Annotated in this window: 19 protein-coding genes; 6 read left to right on the top strand and 13 right to left on the bottom strand. The window is 66.6% G+C overall.

Annotation, left to right across the window (positions count from 1 at the left end):
- The first annotated feature begins 30 nt into the window (after window positions 1–30).
- Entirely contained in the window at window positions 31–1,620 is a 1,590-nt protein-coding gene (locus CF70_RS05130) for an FMN-binding glutamate synthase family protein (RefSeq protein WP_035861316.1), read from the top strand.
- A gap of 9 nt (window positions 1,621–1,629) precedes the next feature.
- Here CF70_RS05130 and CF70_RS05125 read toward each other — a convergent pair whose 3' ends face one another.
- The 4 genes from CF70_RS05125 to CF70_RS05110 all read right to left on the bottom strand — a co-directional run bounded on the left by CF70_RS05125 (window position 1,630) and on the right by CF70_RS05110 (window position 5,957).
- Window positions 1,630–2,544, bottom strand: a complete 915-nt coding sequence (locus CF70_RS05125) for a helix-turn-helix domain-containing protein (protein WP_035861314.1) — start codon at window positions 2,542–2,544, stop codon at window positions 1,630–1,632.
- A gap of 91 nt (window positions 2,545–2,635) precedes the next feature.
- A complete protein-coding gene (locus CF70_RS05120) occupies window positions 2,636–3,682 on the bottom strand; it encodes a tripartite tricarboxylate transporter substrate binding protein (RefSeq protein ID WP_235184888.1) in 1,047 nt (348 codons plus the stop codon).
- Window positions 3,658–4,689 carry an NADPH:quinone oxidoreductase family protein gene (locus tag CF70_RS05115; RefSeq protein WP_035861487.1) on the bottom strand — a complete coding sequence of 344 codons (1,032 nt, stop codon included), beginning with the start codon at window positions 4,687–4,689 and terminating at the stop codon, window positions 3,658–3,660. Before CF70_RS05115 ends, CF70_RS05120 begins: the two co-directional genes overlap by 25 nt.
- Window positions 4,689–5,957 carry a CaiB/BaiF CoA transferase family protein gene (locus CF70_RS05110; protein ID WP_035861308.1) on the bottom strand — a complete coding sequence of 423 codons (1,269 nt, stop codon included), beginning with the start codon at window positions 5,955–5,957 and terminating at the stop codon, window positions 4,689–4,691. The genes CF70_RS05115 and CF70_RS05110 overlap by 1 nt, the downstream gene beginning before the upstream one ends.
- A 100-nt stretch (window positions 5,958–6,057) precedes the next feature.
- Between CF70_RS05110 and CF70_RS05105 the strand changes: the two genes are divergently transcribed.
- On the top strand, window positions 6,058–7,020 hold the full coding sequence (locus CF70_RS05105) for a LysR family transcriptional regulator (RefSeq protein ID WP_035861297.1): 963 nt from the start codon (window positions 6,058–6,060) through the stop codon (window positions 7,018–7,020).
- A 9-nt stretch (window positions 7,021–7,029) separates the two neighbouring features.
- Here the strand turns inward: CF70_RS05105 and CF70_RS35670 are convergent, their stop codons facing one another.
- A complete protein-coding gene (locus CF70_RS35670; RefSeq protein ID WP_200876695.1) occupies window positions 7,030–7,176 on the bottom strand; it encodes a hypothetical protein in 147 nt (48 codons plus the stop codon).
- 102 nt (window positions 7,177–7,278) lie between these two features.
- Window positions 7,279–8,193 carry a 5-dehydro-4-deoxyglucarate dehydratase gene (kdgD, locus tag CF70_RS05100; protein WP_035861294.1) on the bottom strand — a complete coding sequence of 305 codons (915 nt, stop codon included), beginning with the start codon at window positions 8,191–8,193 and terminating at the stop codon, window positions 7,279–7,281.
- Between the two features lie 463 nt (window positions 8,194–8,656).
- Here kdgD and CF70_RS05095 point away from each other — a divergent pair, with 463 nt between their 5' ends.
- The 3 genes from CF70_RS05095 (at window position 8,657) to CF70_RS05085 (ending at window position 13,345) form a co-directional block, all read left to right on the top strand.
- Entirely contained in the window at window positions 8,657–10,012 is a 1,356-nt protein-coding gene (locus CF70_RS05095; RefSeq protein ID WP_035861292.1) for an MFS transporter, read from the top strand.
- A gap of 58 nt (window positions 10,013–10,070) precedes the next feature.
- Window positions 10,071–11,690, top strand: a complete 1,620-nt coding sequence (garD, locus tag CF70_RS05090) for a galactarate dehydratase (RefSeq protein WP_035861290.1) — start codon at window positions 10,071–10,073, stop codon at window positions 11,688–11,690.
- Window positions 11,691–11,959: 269 nt separating this feature from the next.
- Window positions 11,960–13,345: an FAD-binding oxidoreductase gene (locus CF70_RS05085; protein ID WP_035861288.1), complete on the top strand. Its 1,386-nt coding sequence runs from the start codon at window positions 11,960–11,962 to the stop codon at window positions 13,343–13,345.
- Window positions 13,346–13,533: 188 nt separating this feature from the next.
- Here CF70_RS05085 and CF70_RS05080 read toward each other — a convergent pair whose 3' ends face one another.
- The 7 genes from CF70_RS05080 to CF70_RS05050 all read right to left on the bottom strand — a co-directional run bounded on the left by CF70_RS05080 (window position 13,534) and on the right by CF70_RS05050 (window position 20,645).
- Window positions 13,534–14,469, bottom strand: coding sequence for a LysR family transcriptional regulator (locus CF70_RS05080; RefSeq protein ID WP_035861286.1), 936 nt, complete (start codon window positions 14,467–14,469; stop codon window positions 13,534–13,536).
- Between the two features lie 19 nt (window positions 14,470–14,488).
- Window positions 14,489–15,391 carry a 2-hydroxy-3-oxopropionate reductase gene (locus CF70_RS05075; RefSeq protein WP_035861285.1) on the bottom strand — a complete coding sequence of 301 codons (903 nt, stop codon included), beginning with the start codon at window positions 15,389–15,391 and terminating at the stop codon, window positions 14,489–14,491.
- Between the two features lie 71 nt (window positions 15,392–15,462).
- Window positions 15,463–16,254: a 2-dehydro-3-deoxyglucarate aldolase gene (garL, locus tag CF70_RS05070; protein ID WP_051648050.1), complete on the bottom strand. Its 792-nt coding sequence runs from the start codon at window positions 16,252–16,254 to the stop codon at window positions 15,463–15,465.
- A 57-nt stretch (window positions 16,255–16,311) separates the two neighbouring features.
- Complete coding sequence (locus CF70_RS05065) at window positions 16,312–17,850, bottom strand: UxaA family hydrolase (protein ID WP_035861284.1); 1,539 nt, start codon at window positions 17,848–17,850, stop codon at window positions 16,312–16,314.
- A 134-nt stretch (window positions 17,851–17,984) separates the two neighbouring features.
- Entirely contained in the window at window positions 17,985–18,359 is a 375-nt protein-coding gene (locus tag CF70_RS05060) for a 5-carboxymethyl-2-hydroxymuconate Delta-isomerase (RefSeq protein ID WP_035861282.1), read from the bottom strand.
- A gap of 47 nt (window positions 18,360–18,406) precedes the next feature.
- Window positions 18,407–19,501 (bottom strand): malate/lactate/ureidoglycolate dehydrogenase, encoded by a 1,095-nt coding sequence (locus CF70_RS05055; RefSeq protein WP_035861279.1) that lies wholly within the window; start codon window positions 19,499–19,501, stop codon window positions 18,407–18,409.
- Window positions 19,502–19,610: 109 nt separating this feature from the next.
- Window positions 19,611–20,645: a Bug family tripartite tricarboxylate transporter substrate binding protein gene (locus CF70_RS05050; RefSeq protein ID WP_414629424.1), complete on the bottom strand. Its 1,035-nt coding sequence runs from the start codon at window positions 20,643–20,645 to the stop codon at window positions 19,611–19,613.
- Window positions 20,646–20,959: 314 nt separating this feature from the next.
- On the opposite strand from CF70_RS05050, the gene CF70_RS37365 reads away from it, so the two are divergent.
- On the top strand, window positions 20,960–21,555 hold a 596-nt coding region (locus CF70_RS37365), incomplete at its 3' end, for a thiamine pyrophosphate-binding protein (RefSeq protein WP_255350633.1).

The following is a 21,555-nucleotide window of genomic DNA, read 5'->3' as shown; positions in this document are numbered from 1 at the left end:
CCGGCCAACTGCCGGCCTTTAGGAGTCCCCATGTTTTCTCGTCGTTACGGCGCGGTCTGGCTGACCGTGTTCGCGTTGCTCGCGCTGGCGGCGCTCGCCGCCATGCAGCGGATTTCCCCGGCATGGCTGGCGGCGCCGGTCGCGCTGCTGTTGGTCGGTTTGTACGACATTGGCCAGCCGCGCCACTCCATCCTGCGGAACTATCCGGTCTGGGGCCACCTGCGCTTCTTCTTCGAGTTCATCCGCCCGGAGATCCGCCAGTATTTCATCGAGGACGACACCAACGAGATGCCGTTCTCGCGCCAGCAGCGCAGCCTCGTCTACCAGCGCGCCAAGAACGAAGTCGACAGCCGGCCCTTCGGCACCGAGATCGATGTGCGCCTGGCTGGCCACGAGTGGATCAGCCATTCGCTGGCGCCGACCCGCATCCCCTCCGCCGACTTCCGCATCACCGTGGGCGAGGGCCGGGCCCAGCCTTACTCGTTATCGATCTTCAACGTCTCGGCGATGAGCTTCGGCGCGCTGTCCGGCAACGCGATCCGTTCGCTCAACCGGGGCGCAAAGCTTGGCGGCTTTATCCACGACACCGGCGAAGGCTCGATCTCCCCGTACCACCGCGCCGAAGGCGGCGACCTGATCTGGGAGGTGGCCTCCGGTTACTTTGGTTGCCGCCGCGCGGACGGTGGCTTCGATCCCGACAAGTTCGCCGAGCAGGCGCGCTTGCCCCAGGTCAAGATGATCGAGGTCAAGCTCTCGCAAGGCGCCAAGCCGGGCCATGGCGGCGTACTGCCGGCGGCCAAGGTCACGCCGGAAATTGCCGCCACGCGCGGCATCGCCATGGGCGAGGACTGCATCTCGCCGGCCACGCACAGCGAATTCTCCACGCCGCTGGGCCTGCTGCAGTTCGTCGACCGGCTGCGCACGCTGTCCGGCGGCAAGCCGACCGGGTTCAAGCTCTGCATCGGGCACCCATGGGAGTTCTTCGGTATCGTCAAGGCCATGCTGGAGTCGGGCATCCTGCCGGACTTCATCGTGGTGGACGGCGCCGAAGGCGGCACCGGCGCGGCGCCGCTGGAGTTCGTCGACCATATCGGCGTGCCGCTGCAGGAGGGGTTGCTGCTGGTCCACAACACGCTGGTCGGTGTGAACCTGCGCGACAAGATCCGCATTGGCGCCAGCGGCAAGATCATCACCGCGTTCGACGTGGCACGCACGCTGGCCACCGGTGCCGACTGGTGCAACTCGGCGCGCGGCTTCATGTTTGCGCTCGGCTGCGTGCAGGCGCAAAAATGCCATACCGACCGCTGCCCCGTGGGCGTGGCCACGCAGGATCCGGTGCGCCAGCGCGCCATCGTGGTGCCGGACAAGGCGGATCGCGTAGCCAGCTTCCACCGTCAGACGCTGCATGCGTTGCTGGAAATCCTGCAGGCAGCCGGCCTGCATCATCCGGCCGATCTCAAGCCGCACCATATCGTGCGGCGTATCTCGCCCAACGAAGTGCGGCTGATGTCCGAACTGCTCAAGTTCCTGGCGCCGGGAGACCTGATCAACGGGAATTTCCGCTACCAGCTCTACGAGAAGTATTGGCCGCTGGCGCGCTCCGACAGTTTCTCGATGTAAAGCGCCGCGCTAGCGCGCGGCTTGCGGCGCCGGCAGGCGGGCGCGCCCGTTCTGGCGGAATGCGCTGGGCGCCTGCCCAACATGCTTGGCAAAGAAGCGCGCGAAATACGCGGCATCCGCAAAGCCCAGCGTCGAGGCGATCTGCTTGATATCGAGATCGCTATAGAGCAGATCGCGTTGCGCCTCCACGATCAGGCGCGAATGGATCAGCTGCAGCGCGCTCCTGCCGGCAAGCTGCTGGCAGATGCGGTTGAGCTGGGTGGGCGAGATACCGAGCGTGTCGGCGTAGCCCGCCAGATCCTGGTGGTTCCGAAAACGTGCCTCCACCAGTTGCTGGAACTGCTGAAAATGGCGTGCGGTCCTGCCTGCCGGCTGCGCCCCGGTTGCACCCGCGCCCGAAGCGCGCCGGGCAATACCGACCAGCAGCAAGGACAGCAGCGCCGACAAGGCCGCGCCGCGCCACAGCGAGACCGCGTTCATCTCCGCACGGAACAGTTCCAGCGCGCCGGCGAGCACGGTGGCGTCATCGCGCTCGCTGCGGGCCGGGTCGCCGAACTGGTCGTGGTAGGGCCGCTCGAACAGCGGCAGCGCATCCGGCACGCCAGCCAGCAGCGTGTGCAGGTAGTGATCGGTCATGGTGATCACGATGCCGTCCACGTCAGGCGTAAACCGGAAGCCATGCACGCAGCGCGGTGGCACCGTCACCACAGTGCGCGAGCCCAGCGGGTACTCGCGGTCGTCGAGCAGCGCGCGGCCGCTCCCCTGGTGCACGTAGAGAACCTGGAAGAAGCGCTCGTGGCGGTGTGGCTTGATTTCCCAGTCGTTGATGCCGCTGCGCTCCGGGATCGACTCGAAATGCAGTTGTTCCAGCAAGGGCTCGTTGGAGTTGACCCCGTAGAGCGAGTAGGTCGGGACGGTTTTCATGGGGCGGGGGCGGCACCGGGGTGCCAATTGTCTCGCCCGGGGGCGGATCTGTCCATCCGCGCTGCCGCTTGCCATGGCAGCGCAGCGATGGCTACTGATCCGCCTTGGCGCCCGACTTGCGTACGATCTCGGCCCACTTGTGGCCCTCCGCCACGGTGTAGCGCGCGAACTCGGCGGGGGAGGAACCTACCGGCTCGGCGCCCATGTCGGCGTACTGGCGCTGCACATCGGGCTGCCGCAGCGCCTGCGCGGCGTGGGCCGCCAGCTTCGCCACGATCGGGGCCGGCGTGCCGCGCGGTGCCCATAACCCGTACCAGGTGCTGATATTGAAGCCAGGCAAGCCCGACTCCGCCACCGTGGGCACGTCCGGCAGGGCACGCGCGCGCTTGAGCGTGGTGACGGCCACGGCGCGCAGCTTGCCGGCCTTGATAAACGGCATGGCCGATGGCATGGAATCGAACATCAACTGGATCTGGCCGCCCATCAGGTCGGTCAGCGCGGGCGAGCTGCCCTTGTACGGCACGTGCTGCATCGAGACATTGGCGGCGAACTTGAACGACTCGCCGGCCAGTTGCTGGGCCGACGCATTTCCCGCCGAACCAAAGTTGATGCTGCCGCCCTTGGCCTTCGCATAGGCAATCAGGTCCTGCACGGTCTTGACCGGCGAATCGTTGTTGACCACCAGCACCAGTGGCACGTCGGCCAACTGCGTGATGGGCACAAAGTCGCGAAACGCGTCGTAGCGCATCTTGGGGTAGATGCTAGGGTTGATCACATGCAGCGAGGCATTGGCCAGGATCGTGTAGCCGTCGGGCGCGGCCTTGGCGACCACTTCCGCGCCGATCATGCCGCTGGCGCCCGGCTTGTTGTCGATCACCACCGTCTGGCCGAGCGTGTCACCCATCTTGACGCCGACCACGCGCGCCAGCAAGTCGGTGGGCCCGCCCGGCGGGTAAGGCAGCACCATGCGGATGGGGCGTTGCGGGAAATCGTCGGCGGCACGGGCGGGAGATGCGCCCAAGGCGGCAATGGCAGCCGTGGCCAGGGCCGCCAGCAAGACCCAATGGCGTGCGCAACGGCGATGCCGGGTGCCGGGTGTACCGTGTTGCGTGTTCAGGACCCTGAATCGGAATGGCATGAATTTGTCTCCTTGATTTTTATCGCGACTTTGCCGACGACCTGCCTGGCTTCCAGGGCGCCCAGCGCCTCGGCCAGCCCGCTCATCGGGTACACCTTCGACACGGTCGGTCGAATCTTGCCCTCGCTGGCCCAGGCACACAGCGTGCGCATGACGGCCTGCAGCGCAGGCGCATGCTGTGCCCGCTCGTTGGCGGGGGTCCAGCCGATATAGCGGCCAACAAAAAATCCATGCAACGTCAGATTCTTCACCAGCAGCAGGTTCAGCGGCGCTTGCGGGATGCGGCCACTGGCAAAGCCGATGCTGAGAATCCGCGCATTGGCAGCGGCCGCGCGCAGCGCCTGGTCGAACAGGTCGCCGCCTACCGGATCCACCACCACGTCGGCACCATGCCCGCCGGTTACGCGCTTGACTGTGGCGGCCAGCTCTTCCGGGGCCAGCGCATGCTGAGCGCCGCGCAGCAGGGCCTCCGCGCGTTTCGATTCGGTGCTGGCGCAGGCGATCACCCGCGCGCCCAGCTGGTGGGCGATTTCCACCGCGGCCAGGCCCACGCCGGCGCCGGCGCCGAGCACCAGCACCGTTTCTCCCGGCTGCACGGCGCAGCGCCACACCAGGCCGCAGTAAGCGGTGCCGTAGGAGAGCGGGACCGGCAGGGCTTGCAGCGCGTCAAGCGTATCGGGTATGGGGTAGACGGTGTACTCCGGCAGCGTGACTTCGTCGGCAAAGCAGCCCCAGTCGGCAATGGCCACCACGCGGTCGCCGGGGCGCAGGCGCGTGACGGCCGCGCCGCAAGCCACTACGCGGCCGACCGCCTCGGTGCCTGGCACGAACGGCAACGGCGGCCTGGTCTGGTAGCGTCCCGCGACCATCAGGCCGGTGGCATGGCTCACGCTTGCATATTCCACGGCAAGCGTGACCGCGTGCGGATCCGCAAGCGCCGGCCGGGGGATGCTCGCCAGACGGACGTCTTGCGCATTGCCGAAGTGCTCGCAGAGCAGGGCGCGCATCATGCCGTGGCTCCCGCAGTGTTTTGGCCAGCCAAAGGGCTAGCCTGCCTGACAACGCCCCACTCCAGCAATCGGGCGAGCTTGTCAGGCGCTATGCCGCATTCGCGCAGCACGGCTTCGGTGTGTTCGCCGACACGCGGCGCTGCGGTGGGCACGCGCCGCATGCCCTTGGCCGGGATGCCGGCAAACGGCAGGGTACCCAGGCCAGGCTGCGCTACCGTCTGGAACGTCTCCTGCTGCGCGGCTTGCGGGTGGTCGAGCACTTGCCGGTAGTCGCGCACCGGCGCATGGAGGATATCGTGCGCCTGAAGGATGCGCAGCCAGTGCCCCGTGCTCTTGCCGGCAAGCACCGCAGCCACGGCGTCCTGCAGCCACGCCGCGTGCGCCATGCGGCTGGCATTGTCGGCAAAGCGCGCATCGTCCGCCCACGCCGGGCGATCCAGCGCCAGGCACAGCCTGCCGAACTGCGCGTTGTTCAGCGCCAGCAAGGTGAGGCGGCCGTCGCTGGTGGCAAACACGCCATTCGGCGCGCTCACCGGCCCGGCAGCCACGGCGCCCTGGATGGCGTACTCGAGGATATTGTTGGCCTGCAGCGCTACGCACGCGTCGAACAGGTTTAGCTCGACATGCGCGCCGAGGCCGCGGCGAAAGCGCCTGCACAAGGCAGCGGCGCAGGCCTGCGCCGCGTACAGCCCGGTGGCCGCGTCCGCCAGCAGCATGCCTATGCGGCGCGGCGTGCCGTCGGCCATGCGGTTGGTGTGCATGAGGCCGCTGTCGGCCTGCATCACCGAGTCCGAGGCCGGGTAGTCGGCATAGGGGCCGTCCGCGCCGTAGCCGCTGATCGACACATAGACCAGCGCCGGGTTGCGCGCGCACAGCGCGGCATAGCCCACGCCGAGCCGCTCGGCAACCTGCGGCCGGAAGTTCTGCACCACGATATCCGCTTGCAGCGCGAGGTCGAATAGCAGCGCCTTGCCGGCGTCGGTGGCCGCATCGATGCAGACGCCGCGCTTGCCGGCGTTGTACGCGATCGACAGCGCGCTGTGCTCCCCGCGCACCACGCCCACATGCCTGCCCCAGTCGCCCGCCGGCGGATCGACCTTGATGACTTCGGCGCCTTGTTGCCAGAGGATATGCGCACAATACGGGCCCGCAATACCCTGGCTGATATCCAGGATGCGCAGGCCAGAGAAGGGCAGTTCGTCAACCGCTTCGGATGAAGAGGCGGTAGGCGAAGCTAATGCGGATTGCAGGTCGGTCTGGGCCATCGGCAGGGATCTGGGAGTCGTAAGGTGGCGTCGGATGGCTTATGCTAGGGCGTACTCCTGGCCGTGACAATCCGTCGGCCTGTGCCACCCGTGTTGACTCATGATTGACAATAATCCCAGCTTCGACCTGAACCTGATCCGGCTGTTCGTCACGCTGGTGGAATCCAGAACGCTCACGGCCGCCGCCGCACGCGGCGGCATGACCCGCTCCAATGTCTCGCGCCGTCTCAAGGCCCTTGAGCAGCATATGGGCGCGCAACTGATGCGGCGCACCACCCGCCATGTGGAGCTGACCGAGGCGGGGCGGCTGCTGTATGCGCACGGCGTTCGCATGCTCGATGAGCTGCAGGCGGCGGGCACCTCGATCGACAGCCTTGGCCAGACCGTGCGCGGCGACGTGCGGATCCGCCTGCCCACCGGACTCGGGCATCTCTACCTGGCGCAGGTATTACTGGAATTTGCCCGGCAATACCCGGCCATCTCCTTGCGCGTGCTGATCAACGACTACATCGGCGACCTGATTTCCGCCGAGGTGGATGTGGCGCTGAAGATCACCTCCCTGCCGCCGGAGGATCACGTGGCGCGCAGGATTTGCGGGGTAGGGTGGTGCCTGTGCGCAGCGCCGGCCTTCCTGGCTGAGCATGGGCCAGTGAGCCGCGCCGAGGATCTTGGCCATTGCGACCTGATTGCGCCGGCATCGCTCGGGCGGCGCTTTGATCTCAAGCTGAGACTGGCCGGCACGCCGCTGATCCTGCGGGTCGCCCCGCGCATCCAGTCCGGCGATTATCCCTTCCTGTTCGAGTCGATGATGGCTGGGCTTGGCGTTGCTCTGTTGCCGCGCTATGCGGTGTGGCAGCAGATCGGCCGCGGCGAAGTGGTGGAGGTGTTGCCCGAATACGAACCCGAAGGCGTGGGCGACAGCATTTACATGCTGACGGCGCCGAACCGGTTTCCCACGCTGGCTACCCGCACCCTGATGGATTTCATCCGGGCGCGGCTGGAGAGCCAGGCGGGCAACTGGGTTGGGCGTGGGGCCGGTGGGGAGGTTGCGGCCGCGCGATAGCCTGGCGGCTCACACCAGTGAACGTACGCCGGATGGGTTGCCTTGCGGGCGCCTTGCGGCGCCCAGGAAGGCCGGCGCCAAGCCGGCGAGCTGGCCGGCGGCTTCGCGCAGCGCCGGCAGGCGGAACTGGGCCTGGCCGGGGATGCGATCTTGCACTGGCACGCCACAGGCGTGGTCAGGTCCGCTTCCCCGGCATCGCCCGGGTGACTGGCATGACTAACCCCGGCGCTGACGCGCCGGCGTAGCTCTGCGGTCCTCTTACTGCGGGCCCAGCTTCTTGATCAGCGCGTCCAGCATCGCCAGTTCCTGCTCGTCCAGATCGGTCAGCGGCGCGCGGACCGGGCCAGCGTCGTGCCCGACCAGCTTGGCGCCGGCCTTGACGATGCTCACCGCGTAGCCTGCGCGGCGGTTGCGGATGTCCAGGTAGGGCAGGAAGAACTCGTCGATCAGGCGGTTGGTGGTGGCGTGGTCGTCGGCCGCGATCGCGCGGTAGAAGTCCATCGCCGTCTTGGGGATGAAGTTGAACACGGCCGAGGAGTACACCGGCACGCCCAGCGCCTTGTAGGCAGCGGCATAGACTTCGGCGGTGGGCAGGCCACCCAGGTAGGACAGGCGGTCGCCCAGCTTGCGGCGGATGCGCACCATGTTCTCGATCTCGCCCACGCCGTCCTTGAAACCGATCAGGTTGGGGCAGCGGTCCGCCAGGCGTTCCAGCATTTCCGCGTTGATGCGGGAGTTGCCGCGGTTGTAGACGATCACGCCGATATGAACCGACTTGCAGACTTCCTCGATATGGTTGGCAATGCCTTCCTGGCAGGCTTCGGTGAGGTAGTGCGGCAGCAGCAGGATGCCCTTGGCGCCGAGACGCTGGGCTTCCCTGGCGTAGGCAATGGCCATGCGGGTAGGTCCGCCGGCACCGGCCAGGATCGGCACCTTGCCCGCACAGGTTTCCACGGCAGTGCGGATCACATTGGAATAGTCGTCCGGCGTCAGCGAGAAGAACTCGCCGGTGCCGCCGGCGGCGAACAGGGCTGTGGCGCCGTAGGGGGCCAGCCATTCGAGGCGCTCGACATAGGTCTCGGGACGGAAGTTGCCTTGCGCGTCGAAGTCGGTCACGGGGAAGGAGAGCAGGCCTTCCGAGACGATCTGCTTGAGTTCTTGAGGTGTGGTCATGATGGCTGGTCCTGAGCGCCGCAAGGGCAGGGTTTAGGGCAGTGACTCTGGTGCTTTCCGGAGGTCCGCACATTTTTGAGATACGTCATCGTACAAGTTGACTGACGATTGTGCAAGTGGATTTGTTTGGCACCAGCAGGGCTCCGCACGAAATCCCGATGGCCTGCCTATGAGCGCCGGGGTCATGGCAAAACGCTGAAAAATGCCTGGGCCCGCCTGAAAGCTGCTTGAAAGCCAGCTTCGAACGGCGCGCAACCGGCATACCGATGAACGCGCAACAAGAGCACGCATCGATCTTCCGCAAACACTTCACCTCGGGTAAACACTGAATGCTGCGTGGGAAACCCGTTGCCTATAATCCTAGTCATACGACGACATATCACGCGGCCATGAAAGCTTCGGGATGGACGGTAGCCAGATAAGGGTGCCGCCCATATCCGTCGCGGCCGGCGCCGGAGACCCCATGAATCCAAGCAATACCCTCAGCGTGGCCGGGCAGGCCACCCACCGCAGCAATGTCCGCTACTGGATCCTGCTGATGATCTTTGTGGTGACGACGGTGAACTACGCCGACCGCGCCACGCTTTCCATCACCGGTCCCGCGATGCGGGCGGAGTTCGGCTTCGACGCCGTGCAGATGGGCTTTATCTTCTCGGCTTTCAGCTGGGCTTATGTGATGGCGCAGATCCCCGGCGGCTGGCTGCTCGACCGCTTCGGCGCCCGCCGCATCTATGCCTGCAGCATCTTCCTCTGGTCGTTATTCACGCTGCTGCAGGGCTTTATCGGCGCGTTCGCCACGGTTGGCGCTGCCGTCACCACGCTGTTCGTACTGCGTTTCGCGGTGGGCCTGGCCGAGTCGCCGGCGTTTCCGGCCAATGCCAAGGTGGTGGCAAGCTGGTTTCCCACGGCCGAGCGCGGCACGGCTTCGGCCATCTTCAATTCCGCCCAGTACTTTGCCGCGGTGCTCTTCACGCCACTGATGGCCTGGCTGACCCACGCGCTGGGCTGGCACCATGTCTATCTGTGGATGGGCGCGCTGGGCATGGTGCTGGCCGGTCTCTGGCTCAAGCTCGTACGCAGCCCGGCTACCCATCCGGGGGTGAACCGCGCCGAGCTGGAGCATATCCGGCAGGGCGGCGGCCTGGTCGAGATGAGCGGCGACGCCGGCAAGAAGGAGCAGGAACCCGCGGGCGCCCGCTGGTTCTATGTGCGCCAGTTGCTGTCCAACCGCATGCTGCTGGGCGTGTACCTGGGCCAGTATTGCATCAACGTGCTGACGTACTTCTTCCTGACGTGGTTCCCGGTGTACCTGGTGCAGGCGCGCGGCATGTCGATCCTGAAGGCGGGCTTCGTCGCGTCGCTGCCGGCCATTTGCGGCTTCCTCGGCGGTGTGCTGGGCGGCGTGATATCCGACGGCTTCCTGCGCCGCGGCTATTCGCTGACGGTGGCCCGCAAGGTGCCGATCGTCGCCGGCATGCTGCTGTCGGTCAGCATGGTGGCCTGCAATTATGTGGATAGCGAATGGCTGGTGGTGGGCTTCATGGCACTGGCCTTCTTCGGCAAGGGCATCGGCGCGCTGGGCTGGGCCGTGGTGGCGGATACGGCACCGAAGGAAGTGATCGGCCTGGCCGGCAGCATCTTCAATATGTTCGGCAATATCGCGGGCATCGTAACGCCAATCGTGATCGGTTATATCCTTGCCACCACCGGTTCCTTCAATGGCGCGCTGGTGTTCGTCGGCGCCAACGCGCTGGTGACAGTGATCAGCTACCTGGTGATCGTCAAGGAGATCAAGCGCGTCGAACTCAAGCATCCCTGATGGCCATGCCGTGTTGCGTGGCCAGGCTACCGGAAGCGTTTCGCAAGGAAAAAAGAACATGTCGGTTATCGATATCAAAGTAGAGCAAGTAGCGCAGTCCGCCGGTTCGCAGCCTGGCACGCAGGCGCAAGGCACCCCGCTGTATATCCGCATCCATGAGCTGGATAACGTGGCCATCGTCGCCAACGATGGCGGCCTGCCGGCGGGAACCGTGTTTCCCTGCGGACTGACGCTGCGCGAGCGGGTACCCCAGGGCCACAAGGTGGCGCTGGCGGACCTGGCGGCCGGCGATGCGGTGGTGCGCTACAACGTGGTGATCGGTTATGCGCTGCATGACCTGCCAAGGGGAAGCTGGGTCAATGAGCGAGTGATCGAGATGCCGGTGGCGCCCGGACTGGACGACTTGCCCATCGGCACCCGCGTGACGGCGCCGCTGCCGCCGCTGGAGGGCTACACCTTCGAAGGTTTCCGCAATCCGGATGGCTCCGTCGGCACCCGCAATATCCTCGCCATCACTACGACCGTGCAATGCGTGTCGGGCGTGGTGGAGCATGCCGTGCGCCGCATCAAGGCCGAGTTGCTGCCGAAGTACCCCAATGTGGACGACGTGGTGGGCCTGGAGCATACCTATGGCTGCGGCGTGGCCATCGATGCGCCGGATGCCATCGTGCCGATCCGCACGCTGCGCAATATCGCCCTCAACCCCAACTTCGGCGGCACCGCGATGATGGTGAGCCTGGGTTGCGAGAAACTGCAGCCCGAACGCCTGATGCCGCCCGGCACCATGCCGGTACAGACCGGCGCCGGCAGCGTGGAGGTTGGCGTTGTGTGCCTGCAGGATGACCAGCATGTGGGCTTCGAGAGCATGATCGACGCCATCATGGCCATGGCGCACACCCATCTGGCCAGGCTCGACCAGCGCCGCCGCGAAACCTGCCCGGCCTCCGAACTGGTGGTTGGCGTGCAATGCGGTGGCAGCGATGCGTTCTCCGGCGTAACCGCCAATCCCGCTGTGGGGTTTGCCACGGACCTGCTGGTGCGCGCGGGCGCCACCGTGATGTTCTCGGAAGTCACCGAGGTGCGCGACGGCATCGACCAGCTCACCGCGCGTGCCGCCACGCCGGAAGTGGCGCAGGCGATGATCCGCGAGATGGACTGGTACGACCGCTACCTGGAAAAAGGCCGCGTCGACCGCAGCGCCAACACCACGCCGGGCAACAAGAAGGGCGGTTTGTCCAATATCGTCGAAAAGGCGATGGGCTCGATCGTCAAGTCGGGCAGCACCGCCATCACCGGCGTGCTCTCACCCGGTGAAAAGCTCAGGCAGAAGGGTCTGATCTACGCCGCCACGCCGGCCAGCGACTTTATCTGCGGCACCCTGCAACTGGCCGCAGGCATGAACCTGCATGTATTCACCACCGGCCGCGGCACGCCGTACGGCCTGGCCGAAGTGCCGGTGATCAAAGTCGCCACCCGCAGCGATCTCGCACGCCGCTGGCACGACCTGATGGACGTGAATGCGGGCCGCATCGCCACTGGCGAAGCCACCATCGAGGACGTGGGCTGGGAGCTGTTCCGGCTGATGCTGGATGTGGCGAGCGGCCGCAAGAAGACCTGGGCCGAGCACCATAAACTGCACAATTCGCTGGCGCTGTTCAACCCGGCGCCGGTGACCTGAGCGAAGGGTGCGCCGGGACATACGGGCGGCGAGCAATCGGGACCAGTGTCCCGGTTGCTTTACATTACCCGGAGACCCACCTTAAATGAGGAAGGATTCGACCCCTCCCTGCCTTCCTCAAGCCAGCCGGCAGCCGCTTTTCCCTCCTCAGTCCGCCATGCCGTCCTCCCTGCGGACATGACGCCGGAGACGGATCAAGCCGTGCTTCGTGGTGCCTTGCCGGTAGCGCGGCCGAACCCGAAACCGGGGATTCCGTCGCGAGGTGCATCATGGCTGATCTGTCCAGCGAGCTGGTCGAAGGCTTGAAGTCGAAATTGAGAGGCCAGGCGCTGCAGCCTGGCGATGCGGGCTATGACGAGGCACGCAGCATCTGGAACGCCATGATCGACCGGCGTCCCGCGCTCATCGTCAAAAGCGCGGGCGCAGCCGATGTCATCCAAACCGTGGCGTTCGCGCGAGACAACGGCCTGCTGCTCTCGGTACGCGCCGGTGGCCATAATATCGGCGGCCTGGCGATATGCGAGGGCGGGATCACGCTGGACCTGTCTGCCATGAAGTCGGTGCGAATCGACCCTACTGCGCTGCGCGCCTATGTCGAGCCTGGCGCAACGCTTGGCGATTTCGACCACGAGGCCCAGGCCTTTGGCCTCGCCACGCCGCTGGGCATCAACTCGACTACCGGTGTGGCCGGCCTGACGCTGGGCGGCGGCTTTGGCTGGATCAGCCGGAAGTACGGTTTGTCGGTCGACAACCTGGTCGGTGCGCAGGTCGTCACCGCCGACGGCAAGCAGGTGCGCGCCAGCGCCTCCGAACATGCCGACCTGTTCTGGGCCATCCGCGGCGGCGGCGGCAATTTCGGCGTGGTCACCCTGTTCGAGTTCGCGCTGCATCCGGTCGGCCCTGAAGTGTTCGGTGGCCTGATCGTCTATCCCTTGTCACAGGCATCTACGGTCTTGCAGGCACTGCGCGACCGTTTCGCCGGCATGCCGGACGAGCTGACCGTCTGGGCCGTGATGCGGCTGGCGCCGCCCTTGCCGTTCCTCCCGCCCGAAACACACGGCAAGCCCATCGTGGCGCTGGCTATCTGCTATATCGGGCCGGTGGCGGACGGGCCGCAACTGGCCGAGCCCCTGCGCAAACTGGGTACGCCCTATGGCGAGCACGTGGGGCCCATGCCATTCACCGCGTGGCAGCAGGCGTTCGATCCCTTGCTGACGCCCGGCGCCCGCAATTACTGGAAGTCGCACAATTTCGCCGGGCTCGACGACGGCCTGATCACGCTGCTGACGGACTACATCAACAAGCTGCCTTCCCCGCACACCGAGATCTTCATCGGCTCGCTGGGCGGCCAGACCAACCGGGTGGCGGTGGATGCCACGGCCTATCCCAGCCGCGATGCCAACTTCGTCATGAATGTGCACGGGCGCTGGACCGACCCGGCCGACGACGATGCCTGCATCGCCTGGTCGCGCGAGGTGTTCCAGGCGGCAGCGCCGTACGCGCAGGGCTCGGTGTACGTCAACTTCCTGACGCAGGAAGAGGGCGATCGCGTCGGGGCAGCTTATGGGCCGAACTACGCGCGGCTGGCCGACGTCAAGCGCAGGTACGATCCCGACAATCTGTTCCGCCACAACCAGAATATCAAGCCTGCGTAGGGCTGTAGCCTGGCCTTGCCGCCGGCTCGCCACCGGCGGCATGGCTGACCGCCAAAGGGGTTCCGCGGGCCTAGCGGAATGGCAGCGAGGCTGCTCCAAGTTGTCCAGAAGTACGGTTTGGAAGTGCTTGCATGAGATTCGGGTCCACCGCTTTCTCCACCGCTGGCAAACAAATCAACTGAACAATATCAAATCAACCGCGCCCCCGGCCACGCCCCCGACATCACGATATTTCGCACCGACTGCCTGACCGTCTGCATGATGTCCCACAGCTCAGGCACCGGCGTGCGGTTGCGCGCGGTGGCAAGCGCCACCTGCCGCGTCACCACCGGATCCACCAGCCGCGCCGAATGCAACCGGCCTTGCGCCACGCGGTCGGCCACCGCGGCAAAGGGCAGCAGGGTGGCGCCGCAGCCATCCTCCACCAGCCGCATCGATACGGTATTGGAGGCATCGCATTCCAGCGCCAGCTGCAGGCTCGTGCCGGCCCTGGCCGCCAGCGATTCGGCCAGCACGCGCAGGCCGTGTCCGGTGCTGGGCAGGATCAGCGGCACCTCGCCCAGCCGGCGCACCGGAAAGGTGGGGCCGAGATGGCTCCACGAGGTTGGCGTGACCAGGGTCAGGTCTTCTTCCAGCAGGATGTCGACCTTCAGCGCGCCTTGCTGCTCGGGCAGGTAAAGCAGGGCGACATCGATCTCGCCCGCCGCCAGCCAGGCCAGCAACGGGCTCGCCAACCCTTCGACAAAGCGAACCCTGGTGGCGGGAAAGCGCTGCTTGAGCGCGGTGCCGATGCTGGCGAACGCGGTGTTGGCAATGGTAGGCTGCGCCGCGATCACCAACTGCGCCGGACCCTGCGCCGACGACGCGCGAATGGCTTCGCGCGCTTCCGCCAGCGTGGCCGCCACCTGGCGCGCGTAGACGATCAGGGTCTGGCCGGCTTCGGTCAGCACCACGCCGCGCCCGCTACGGTGGAACAGGCGAGTGTCCAGCGCCGCTTCCAGCCGGGCGATCTGCCGGCTGACGGTGGACTGGTCCGCGCCCATTTCAAGCGCCGCGCGCGAGATGCTTTGCGTATTGGCGACGCAGACGAAACAGGCCAGGTCCTCGGAGTTGAGCGCGGTCATGCGGTGTGCGCGGGCAAGTTCAGGCCTTGGCCGCGGGCTGGTCGCCGATGGCGTGCCCGGCCATATGTTCCAGCGCCCGCACCAGGCCGGAATGGTCCCATCTGGCGCCGCCAAGCGCGCCGCACACATTGAACAGTTGCTGGCACGAGGCGGTATTGGGCAGGCTCACGCCCAGCTTGTGCGCCGTCGAAAGCGCCAGGTTGAGATCCTTCTGGTGCAGTTCGATGCGGAAGCCCGGATCGAAGGTGCGCTTGATCATCCGCTCGCCATGCACTTCCAGGATGCGCGAGCTGGCAAAGCCGCCCATCAGCGCTTCGCGTACGCGGGCCGGGTCGGCGCCTGCCTTGGCGGCCAGCACCAGGGCCTCGCCCACGGCCTCGATGGTCAGCGCGACGATCACCTGGTTCGCCACCTTGGCCACCTGGCCGTCGCCCACGCCGCCCACCAGCGTGATGTTCTTGCCCATCAACTGCAGCAGCGGCAGCACGCGGTCGAACACGGCCTGCTTGCCGCCGGCCATGATCGACAGCGTGGCGGCCCGCGCGCCGACTTCGCCGCCGGAGACGGGGCCATCCACGTAGTCGCAGCCGAGCGCTTCGATTTTTCCGGCGAAGACGCGCGTTTCGATCGGCGAGATGGAACTCATGTCGACCACGACCTTGCCTTTGGAGAGGCCTTGCGCCACGCCGTTTTCACCAAACAGCACGCGCTCCACGTCGGGCGTGTCGGGCAGCATCAGGAAAATCACATCGCTTTGCCGCGCGACTTCGGTGGCATTGGCGCAGGCCTGGGCGCCGGCATCGAGCAAGGCTTTGGGCGGGCCGCTGCGGGAGTGGACGTAGAGCGTATTGCCGCCGGCCAGCAGGTGTTGCGCCATGGGCGTGCCCATCACGCCCAGTCCGATAAATCCGATCTTGCTCATGTCAGTCCCCTCGTCTGTCGTCCGTTGCGGCCGCGCGCGGCGCGCGGCGCAGCTTCAGGTGAATGCCCCGCTTAGCTGGCGAAGCGATCGCGAAGCGCCTGCGTGGCGCTGCGGAAGATATTCTGGTCCAGGCCCACGGCCACGAAGCTCGCGCCCATATCCAGGTAGCGGCGCGCATCGGCTTCCACCGGCGTCAGCGTGCCGACCGCCTTGCCCGCGCGATTGGCGGCTTCGAAGATGCGCGCCACCTGCGCCTGCACCTCGGGATGGTTGGGGTTGCCGAGATGGCCGCAGGCGGCAGCCAGGTCCGACGGGCCGATAAAGATGCCGTCCACGCCTTCCACGGCGCAGATGGCATCGGCGGCATCGACGCCTTTCCGGCTTTCGATCTGTACCAGCACGCAGATATTGTCGTTGATCTGGCTGAAGTACTCCGGCACGGTGCCGTAGCGGTTGCTGCGCTGGACCATGGACACGCCGCGCACACCGGCCGGCGGGTAGCGCGTGGCGCTGACGGCGCGCCCGGCCTGCTCGGCGCTCTCGACAAAGGGAATCAGGAAGTTATAGAAACCGATGTCCAGCAGGCGCTTCATTACCACCGGATCGTTTTCCGGCGGGCGCACCACGGGTGCGCTCACACTGCCTTGCAGCGCCATCAGCTGCGGGATAAAGGTGAGCACGTCGTTGGGCGAGTGCTCGCCGTCGAGCAGCAGCCAGTCGAAGCCGGCCAGGCCGAGGATCTCGGTGGTGGTGGGATTGCCCAGCGAGCACCAGCAGCCGATCAGGCGCTTGCGCGCGAGAATGTCGGCTCGGAAACGGTTGGGCAGCGGGGAGGGCAGGTTTGAATTCGGCAGCGTTGACATGTCGTTTAGTGTTCCTGTTTATTGAGGCGCGGCGCGCGATAGCGGATGGCGGCTGCGTCAGCCGGTGATGCCGATCTGCCACGGCGCGAACTCGTGGTCGCCCAGGCCGAGCAACTCGCTCTTGGTGCGCTGGCCGGAGGCCGCCGCCAGGATCTGCGCGAAGATGTGTTCGCCCATGCTTTGGATGGTAGCGGTACCGTCGAGGATCTCGCCGCAATTGATGTCCATGTCTTCTTCCAGGCGCTGGTACATCGGCGAGTTGGTGGCGAGCTTGAGCGACGGCACCGGCTTGGCGCCGAACATGGAGCCGCGCCCGGTGGTGAAGCAGATCAGGTTGGCGCCGCTGGCGATCTGCCCGGTGGCGGATACAGGGTCGAAACCGGGCGAGTCCATGAAGACGAAGCCCTTTTGCGTGATCGGTTCGGCGTAGCGGTACACGCCCATCAGCGGGCCGGTGCCGCCCTTCATCGACGACCCAAGGGACTTCTCGAAGATATTGGCCAGCCCGCCGGCCTGGTTGCCGGGGCTGACGCGGCCATTGATCTGCACGTCGCGGCCGGCGGCGTAGATGTCCTTCCACCAGCGGATGCGCTCGACCAGCTTCTCGCCCACCTCGCGGCTGGCCGCGCGTCGCGTCAGCGTGTGCTCGACGCCATAGATCTCCGGCGTTTCCGACAGGATGGCCGTGCCGCCGTGGCGCACCAGGATGTCCATGGCCGCGCCCAGCGCCGGGTTGGCCGTGATCGACGAAAAGCTGTCCGAGCCACCGCATTGCAGGCCGATGCTGATGTGGCTGGCCGACACCGGCTGGCGTACGGCACGGTTGGCATCCGGCAGCAGTGCCTGCACCGCGGCCACGCCGGCGGCAATGGTCTTGCGGGTGCCGCCGGTGTCCTGCATGGTGAACGCATGCAGCCGGGGCCCGGGCTCCAGTCCTTCGGCCTTCAGCAGCGCATTGACCTGGTTGCGTTCGCAGCCCAGCCCGACCACCAGCACCGCTGCCAGGTTGGGGTGGCGCATATAGCCGGCCAAAGTCCGCTGCAGCATGGCCATCGGCTCACCGCTCATCTCCATGCCGCAGCCGGTGCTGTGGGCGAAGGCCACGACGCCATCCACGTTGGGATAGTCGGCCAGCCGCTCGGGCGTGAACCATTCGGCGATCTTGTGCACCACGGTGGCCGAGCAGTTGACGGTGGCGACCACACCGATAAAGTTGCGCGTGGCCACGCGGCCATCCTCGCGCACGAGGCCGTCGAAGGTGGCTCGTTCCGCTTCGGGCAACAGTGCTACGGGCACGAAGTCGCGCGCATGGGCGTAGTCGCGGTCGAACTCGCGGAACTCGATATTGTGTCCGGACACCAGCGCACCCGGCGCAATGTCGGCACCGGCAAAGCCGATCGTGGTGTTGTACTTGAGGATGGGCTCGCCCCTGGCGATGGCGCGCGCCGCGATCTTGTACCCGGCCGGCACCTGGCTGCGGATGCTGAACGCCTCGCCGGGCACGGGCGTGCCGATGCTGAGCTCGGTACGCGCGATCAGTACGTTGTCCTGCGCGTGCAGGCGGATCACCGGGGCGGCGGGTTGGGTGGCGGACACGTTATCTCCTGGGGGTTTCTTCGCAATTGGATATGGCGTGGCCTTTCCTTGCCGCCCACCGCATGTGCGGCAGGCGCCGAGGCCATCGTTGTTGCCGGTTCCCGGCAGGCCGCCGCAGCGGCCCTGGCGCAGCGTCAGCGTGAGCCGCTGACGATCTGCTTGGCAAAGCTGGCGCGTTCCATCTCCACGACTTCCACGCTGACCTGCACGCTGTCTTCCGGGCTGCCGGGCCGTACGGCTTCGGCGATGACGTCGCAGACCGCCTTGCTGAGCGCCTGCCGCACCGCCAGTTCGCGCCCATCCAGGATATGCAGGCGCGCATGCACGAAGGCGCGTTCACGTGCTTCGGTGCCCTGGCGGAAGGAAGTCAGCGTGATGCAGCGCGATTTGATGTCGGGCTCGCTGAACTGGCCGGAAGCCAGCAATGCGGCATTGGCTTCGTCCAGCAGTTCCTCCTGCGAGCAGGTCAGGCGGGTGTTTTCGGTGATCTCGATAATAAGGTGCGGCATGGTGGCTAGGCCTCGGTTTGTCGGTTTATCGCCCGGAACAAGGCGGATCAGTCCACTGCCAGCCGCGACAGCGGGCCCGGCGATTTCCCTCGCGCGGCCTGCACGCGTGCCGCGGCATCATCGAGCTGGGCGAGCGTGCCGCTGTCCACGGGCATGAACTCCGCGCGGGCGCGGCGCCATGCGCGCTCGGGCTCGCCGGGCAGGAGGATGGCCTCGGTGCCAGGCTGCAGGTGCGAAGACCGCAGCCAGTCAACGAAGGCCTGCACCTCATGGCCAAAGGTGGTGCTGCTGCCCAGGCGCGCCGGGTCGAACACGATGGCCAGCATATTGTTCCAGACCGCATGCTCGTGGGTCAGGGTCTCCGGGCGAATGGTGTGGCCGCCCGTCACGGCAGCGCCCAGCAGTTCGCACATGACCGCCAGCACATAGCCCTTGTGCTCGCCGAAGGCGCGCAGCGCGCCTTGCGGATCGCCTGCCGGCGGGAACATCACGGCGGGGTCGCCGGTGGGCTGGCCTTGCGCATCCAGCAGGCAGCCCGGTGGCACCGGCACGCCCTTGTTGTTGGCCACGCGCACCTTGCCCAGCGCGATCGCACTGGTGGCGAAATCCATCACCAGCGGCTCGGCGCCGGCCACCGGCACGCCGATGGTGAACGGGTTGGTGCCATAACGGGCCTCGTAGCCTCCGTGCGGAGCCACGATCGGCTTGGACAACACGTTGACGAAGTGGATGGAGATCATGCCGGCCGCGGTGGCCTGCTCGGCCCAGTGCCCGACCCGGCCCAGATGGTGCGAGCGGCGCAGGCCCAGCACGCACACGCCGTGCTCGCGCGCGCGTTCGATCGCCAGGCCCATGGCCTCCTCGGTCACCGCCTGGCCCATGCCGCGGTTGCCGTCCAGGCTCAGGATGCCGCCGGCCTCGTGCACCACGCTCACGTGCTGGTTCAGCTGGAGCTGCTCGCCCAGCCAGGACAGCACGTACTTGGGGATCATGCCGACGCCGTGGGAATCGTGGCCGGACAGGTTGGCGCCAACCAGGTGATCGGCGGTGAGGCGGGCCTCGCGCGCGTCGGAACCGGCGGCGAGCCAGAGATCGACCACCCACTGATGGAGGGCGGCGGTCGGAATGCGGTGTTCACTCATGGGCTTCAGGGGGAAAAAGGGAAGGGGTCACAGGCGAAATCAATTGGCCATCATAAGCCGCCGGGCCCCGCTTGGGTACCCGGCAAGGCACGCGAGCTATGCGCTGGCGTCATTCCGGCCGGATATTCGCGGTCTTGATCAGTTGCGCCCATTTGGCCACTTCGCTCTTCTGGAAAGCGCCCAGTTCGGCCGGGCCCGCGCCAGACGGCTCGATCCCCAGCGCGGCGAGGCGGGCGCGCATGTCGGGTTCCTGGATGATCTTGCCGATGTCCGTGGCAAGGCGGTTGACGATGGGCGCGGGCGTGCCGGCGGGGGCGAACACGGCTTGCCAGGAAACAATCTCGTAGCCCTGCAGTTTCGGCCCGCCGGCCTCGGCCACCGTTGGCACGTCCGGCAACTCACGCGCGCGCTTGGCGGCGGTGGTGGCCAGGGCGCGGAATTTGCCGGACTGGATCATCGGCATGGCGGCCACGCTGTTTTCGAACAGCACGTCCACCTGGTTGCCCAGTAGCGCCTGCACTGCCGGGCTGCTGCCTTTGAATGGCACATGGAGCAGCTTGATGCCTGCCATGTTGGCGAACAATTCGCCGGCGAGGTGCTGCGAGGTGCCATTGCCCGCCGAGCCGAAGGAGACCGTGCCGGGCTTGGCCCTGGCCGCCGCGATCACGTCCTGCGCGTTCTTCCACGGGCTTTTGGCATTGACCACCAGCAGGTTGGGCAGTGTGCCGATCAGGGCCACCGGCTGGAAGTTCCTGATCGGGTCATAGGGCATCTTCGGATACAGGCTCACATTGATCGCGTGCGAGCTGATGGTGCCGCCGACCACGGTGTAGCCGTCAGGCGCGGCCTTGGCCACGTAGTCCGAGCCGATATTGCCGCCCGCGCCAGCCCGGTTTTCCACCACCACCGGCTGGCCGATCATCTGCGACAGGCGCTGGCCGATCAGGCGCCCCAGCACGTCAGTGGTGCCGCCCGCGGCGAAGGGCACGACGTAGTTGACCGGCCTGGTCGGCCACGCGTCCTGCGCATGCGCCGGCAGGACGCTGGCCAGGGTGCCCAGCGCGGTAAGTGCGGCCAGTGCGCAGGTCCAAAGCCTGGCGAAGCGGCGGGAAGGCTGGAGTGACTGGCCGGGTTGCGGGCGCATGGGCATATCTGGGTCTCCTGATCGTTTTTGTCGAAGCCATCTTCCTTTCCGCTGCCTCGCCGCACCGCCATGCCTGGGCATGGGACGCGGGGGCAGGGCGGGATCGCCTGGCAACAATCTACACGGGCCCGGCAAGCGCAGCCTTGCGTTTTACGCATAGCAGAAATGCGGCGTATGCCAGGCGCACAAGGCGTTCCCGGCATAACAATCCATGCAGTCCCGGCCATTCCGGATTCGCCGGGCGCTTTCCGATGCGCTCGTGCCAAGGCACCGCCCGGCATCTGTCCAATTGCACTGCACCATTCCGTATCATCATGACCAGCCAATCCGTTGCAGCCACCGCGCTTTCCCCGTCATCGCCCGCCAGGCTGGCCCGTTCCGGCGGCCGCGTGCTGGTGGACGCCCTGCGCATCCATGGCGCCGAGCGCATCTTCTGCGTGCCGGGCGAGAGCTTCCTCGACGTGCTGGACGCCTTGCATGACCAGCCCGCCATCGACCTGATCGTGTGCAAGCACGAGGGCGCGGCGGCCAATATGGCCGAGGCCGACGGCAAGCTCACCGGGCGCCCCGGCATCTGCTTCGTCACCCGCGGGCCGGGCGCCACCCACGCCAGCATCGGGGTGCATATCGCCGCCCAGGATTCCACGCCGATGCTGCTCTTCGTCGGCCAGATCGCACGCGGCCACAAGGGGCGCGAGGCTTTCCAGGAGGTGGACTATGGCGCTATGTTCGGCTCCGTCGCCAAATGGGTGGTGGAGATCGAGGATCCGGCCCGCATCCCGGAACTGGTAGCCCGCGCCTTCCAGTGTGCTACCTCCGGCCGGCCCGGTCCCGTGGTGATCTCGCTGCCGGAGGACGTGCTGGACGGCCTGTGCGAAGTGGCCGATACGGGATGTTATCGCCCGGTGGA

The sequence above is a fragment of the Cupriavidus sp. SK-3 genome, assembly GCF_000611145.1.
Classification (GTDB): Bacteria; Pseudomonadota; Gammaproteobacteria; order Burkholderiales; family Burkholderiaceae; genus Cupriavidus.
Note: the sequence above shows the minus strand (reverse complement) of the source record. Positions and strands in the feature narration are given on the sequence as shown.

Bases quoted from the DNA above. Each gene is read 5' to 3' on its own strand.
- CF70_RS05080 (WP_035861286.1), bottom strand. From the start codon at position 14,469: ATGACCGCGCTCAACTCCGAGGACCTGGCCTGTTTCGTCTGCGTCGCC.
- kdgD (WP_035861294.1), bottom strand. From the start codon at position 8,193: ATGACCACACCTCAAGAACTCAAGCAGATCGTCTCGGAAGGCCTGCTC.
- CF70_RS05125 (WP_035861314.1), bottom strand. From the start codon at position 2,544: ATGAAAACCGTCCCGACCTACTCGCTCTACGGGGTCAACTCCAACGAG.
- CF70_RS05095 (WP_035861292.1), top strand. From the start codon at position 8,657: ATGAATCCAAGCAATACCCTCAGCGTGGCCGGGCAGGCCACCCACCGC.
- CF70_RS05085 (WP_035861288.1), top strand. From the start codon at position 11,960: ATGGCTGATCTGTCCAGCGAGCTGGTCGAAGGCTTGAAGTCGAAATTG.
- CF70_RS05075 (WP_035861285.1), bottom strand. From the start codon at position 15,391: ATGAGCAAGATCGGATTTATCGGACTGGGCGTGATGGGCACGCCCATG.
- CF70_RS05115 (WP_035861487.1), bottom strand. From the start codon at position 4,689: ATGCGCGCCCTGCTCTGCGAGCACTTCGGCAATGCGCAAGACGTCCGT.
- CF70_RS05055 (WP_035861279.1), bottom strand. From the start codon at position 19,501: ATGAGTGAACACCGCATTCCGACCGCCGCCCTCCATCAGTGGGTGGTC.
- CF70_RS05105 (WP_035861297.1), top strand. From the start codon at position 6,058: ATGATTGACAATAATCCCAGCTTCGACCTGAACCTGATCCGGCTGTTC.
- CF70_RS05060 (WP_035861282.1), bottom strand. From the start codon at position 18,359: ATGCCGCACCTTATTATCGAGATCACCGAAAACACCCGCCTGACCTGC.
- garL (WP_051648050.1), bottom strand. From the start codon at position 16,254: ATGTCAACGCTGCCGAATTCAAACCTGCCCTCCCCGCTGCCCAACCGT.
- CF70_RS05130 (WP_035861316.1), top strand. From the start codon at position 31: ATGTTTTCTCGTCGTTACGGCGCGGTCTGGCTGACCGTGTTCGCGTTG.
- CF70_RS05110 (WP_035861308.1), bottom strand. From the start codon at position 5,957: ATGGCCCAGACCGACCTGCAATCCGCATTAGCTTCGCCTACCGCCTCT.
- CF70_RS05120 (WP_235184888.1), bottom strand. From the start codon at position 3,682: ATGCCATTCCGATTCAGGGTCCTGAACACGCAACACGGTACACCCGGC.
- CF70_RS05050 (WP_414629424.1), bottom strand. From the start codon at position 20,645: ATGCGCCCGCAACCCGGCCAGTCACTCCAGCCTTCCCGCCGCTTCGCC.
- garD (WP_035861290.1), top strand. From the start codon at position 10,071: ATGTCGGTTATCGATATCAAAGTAGAGCAAGTAGCGCAGTCCGCCGGT.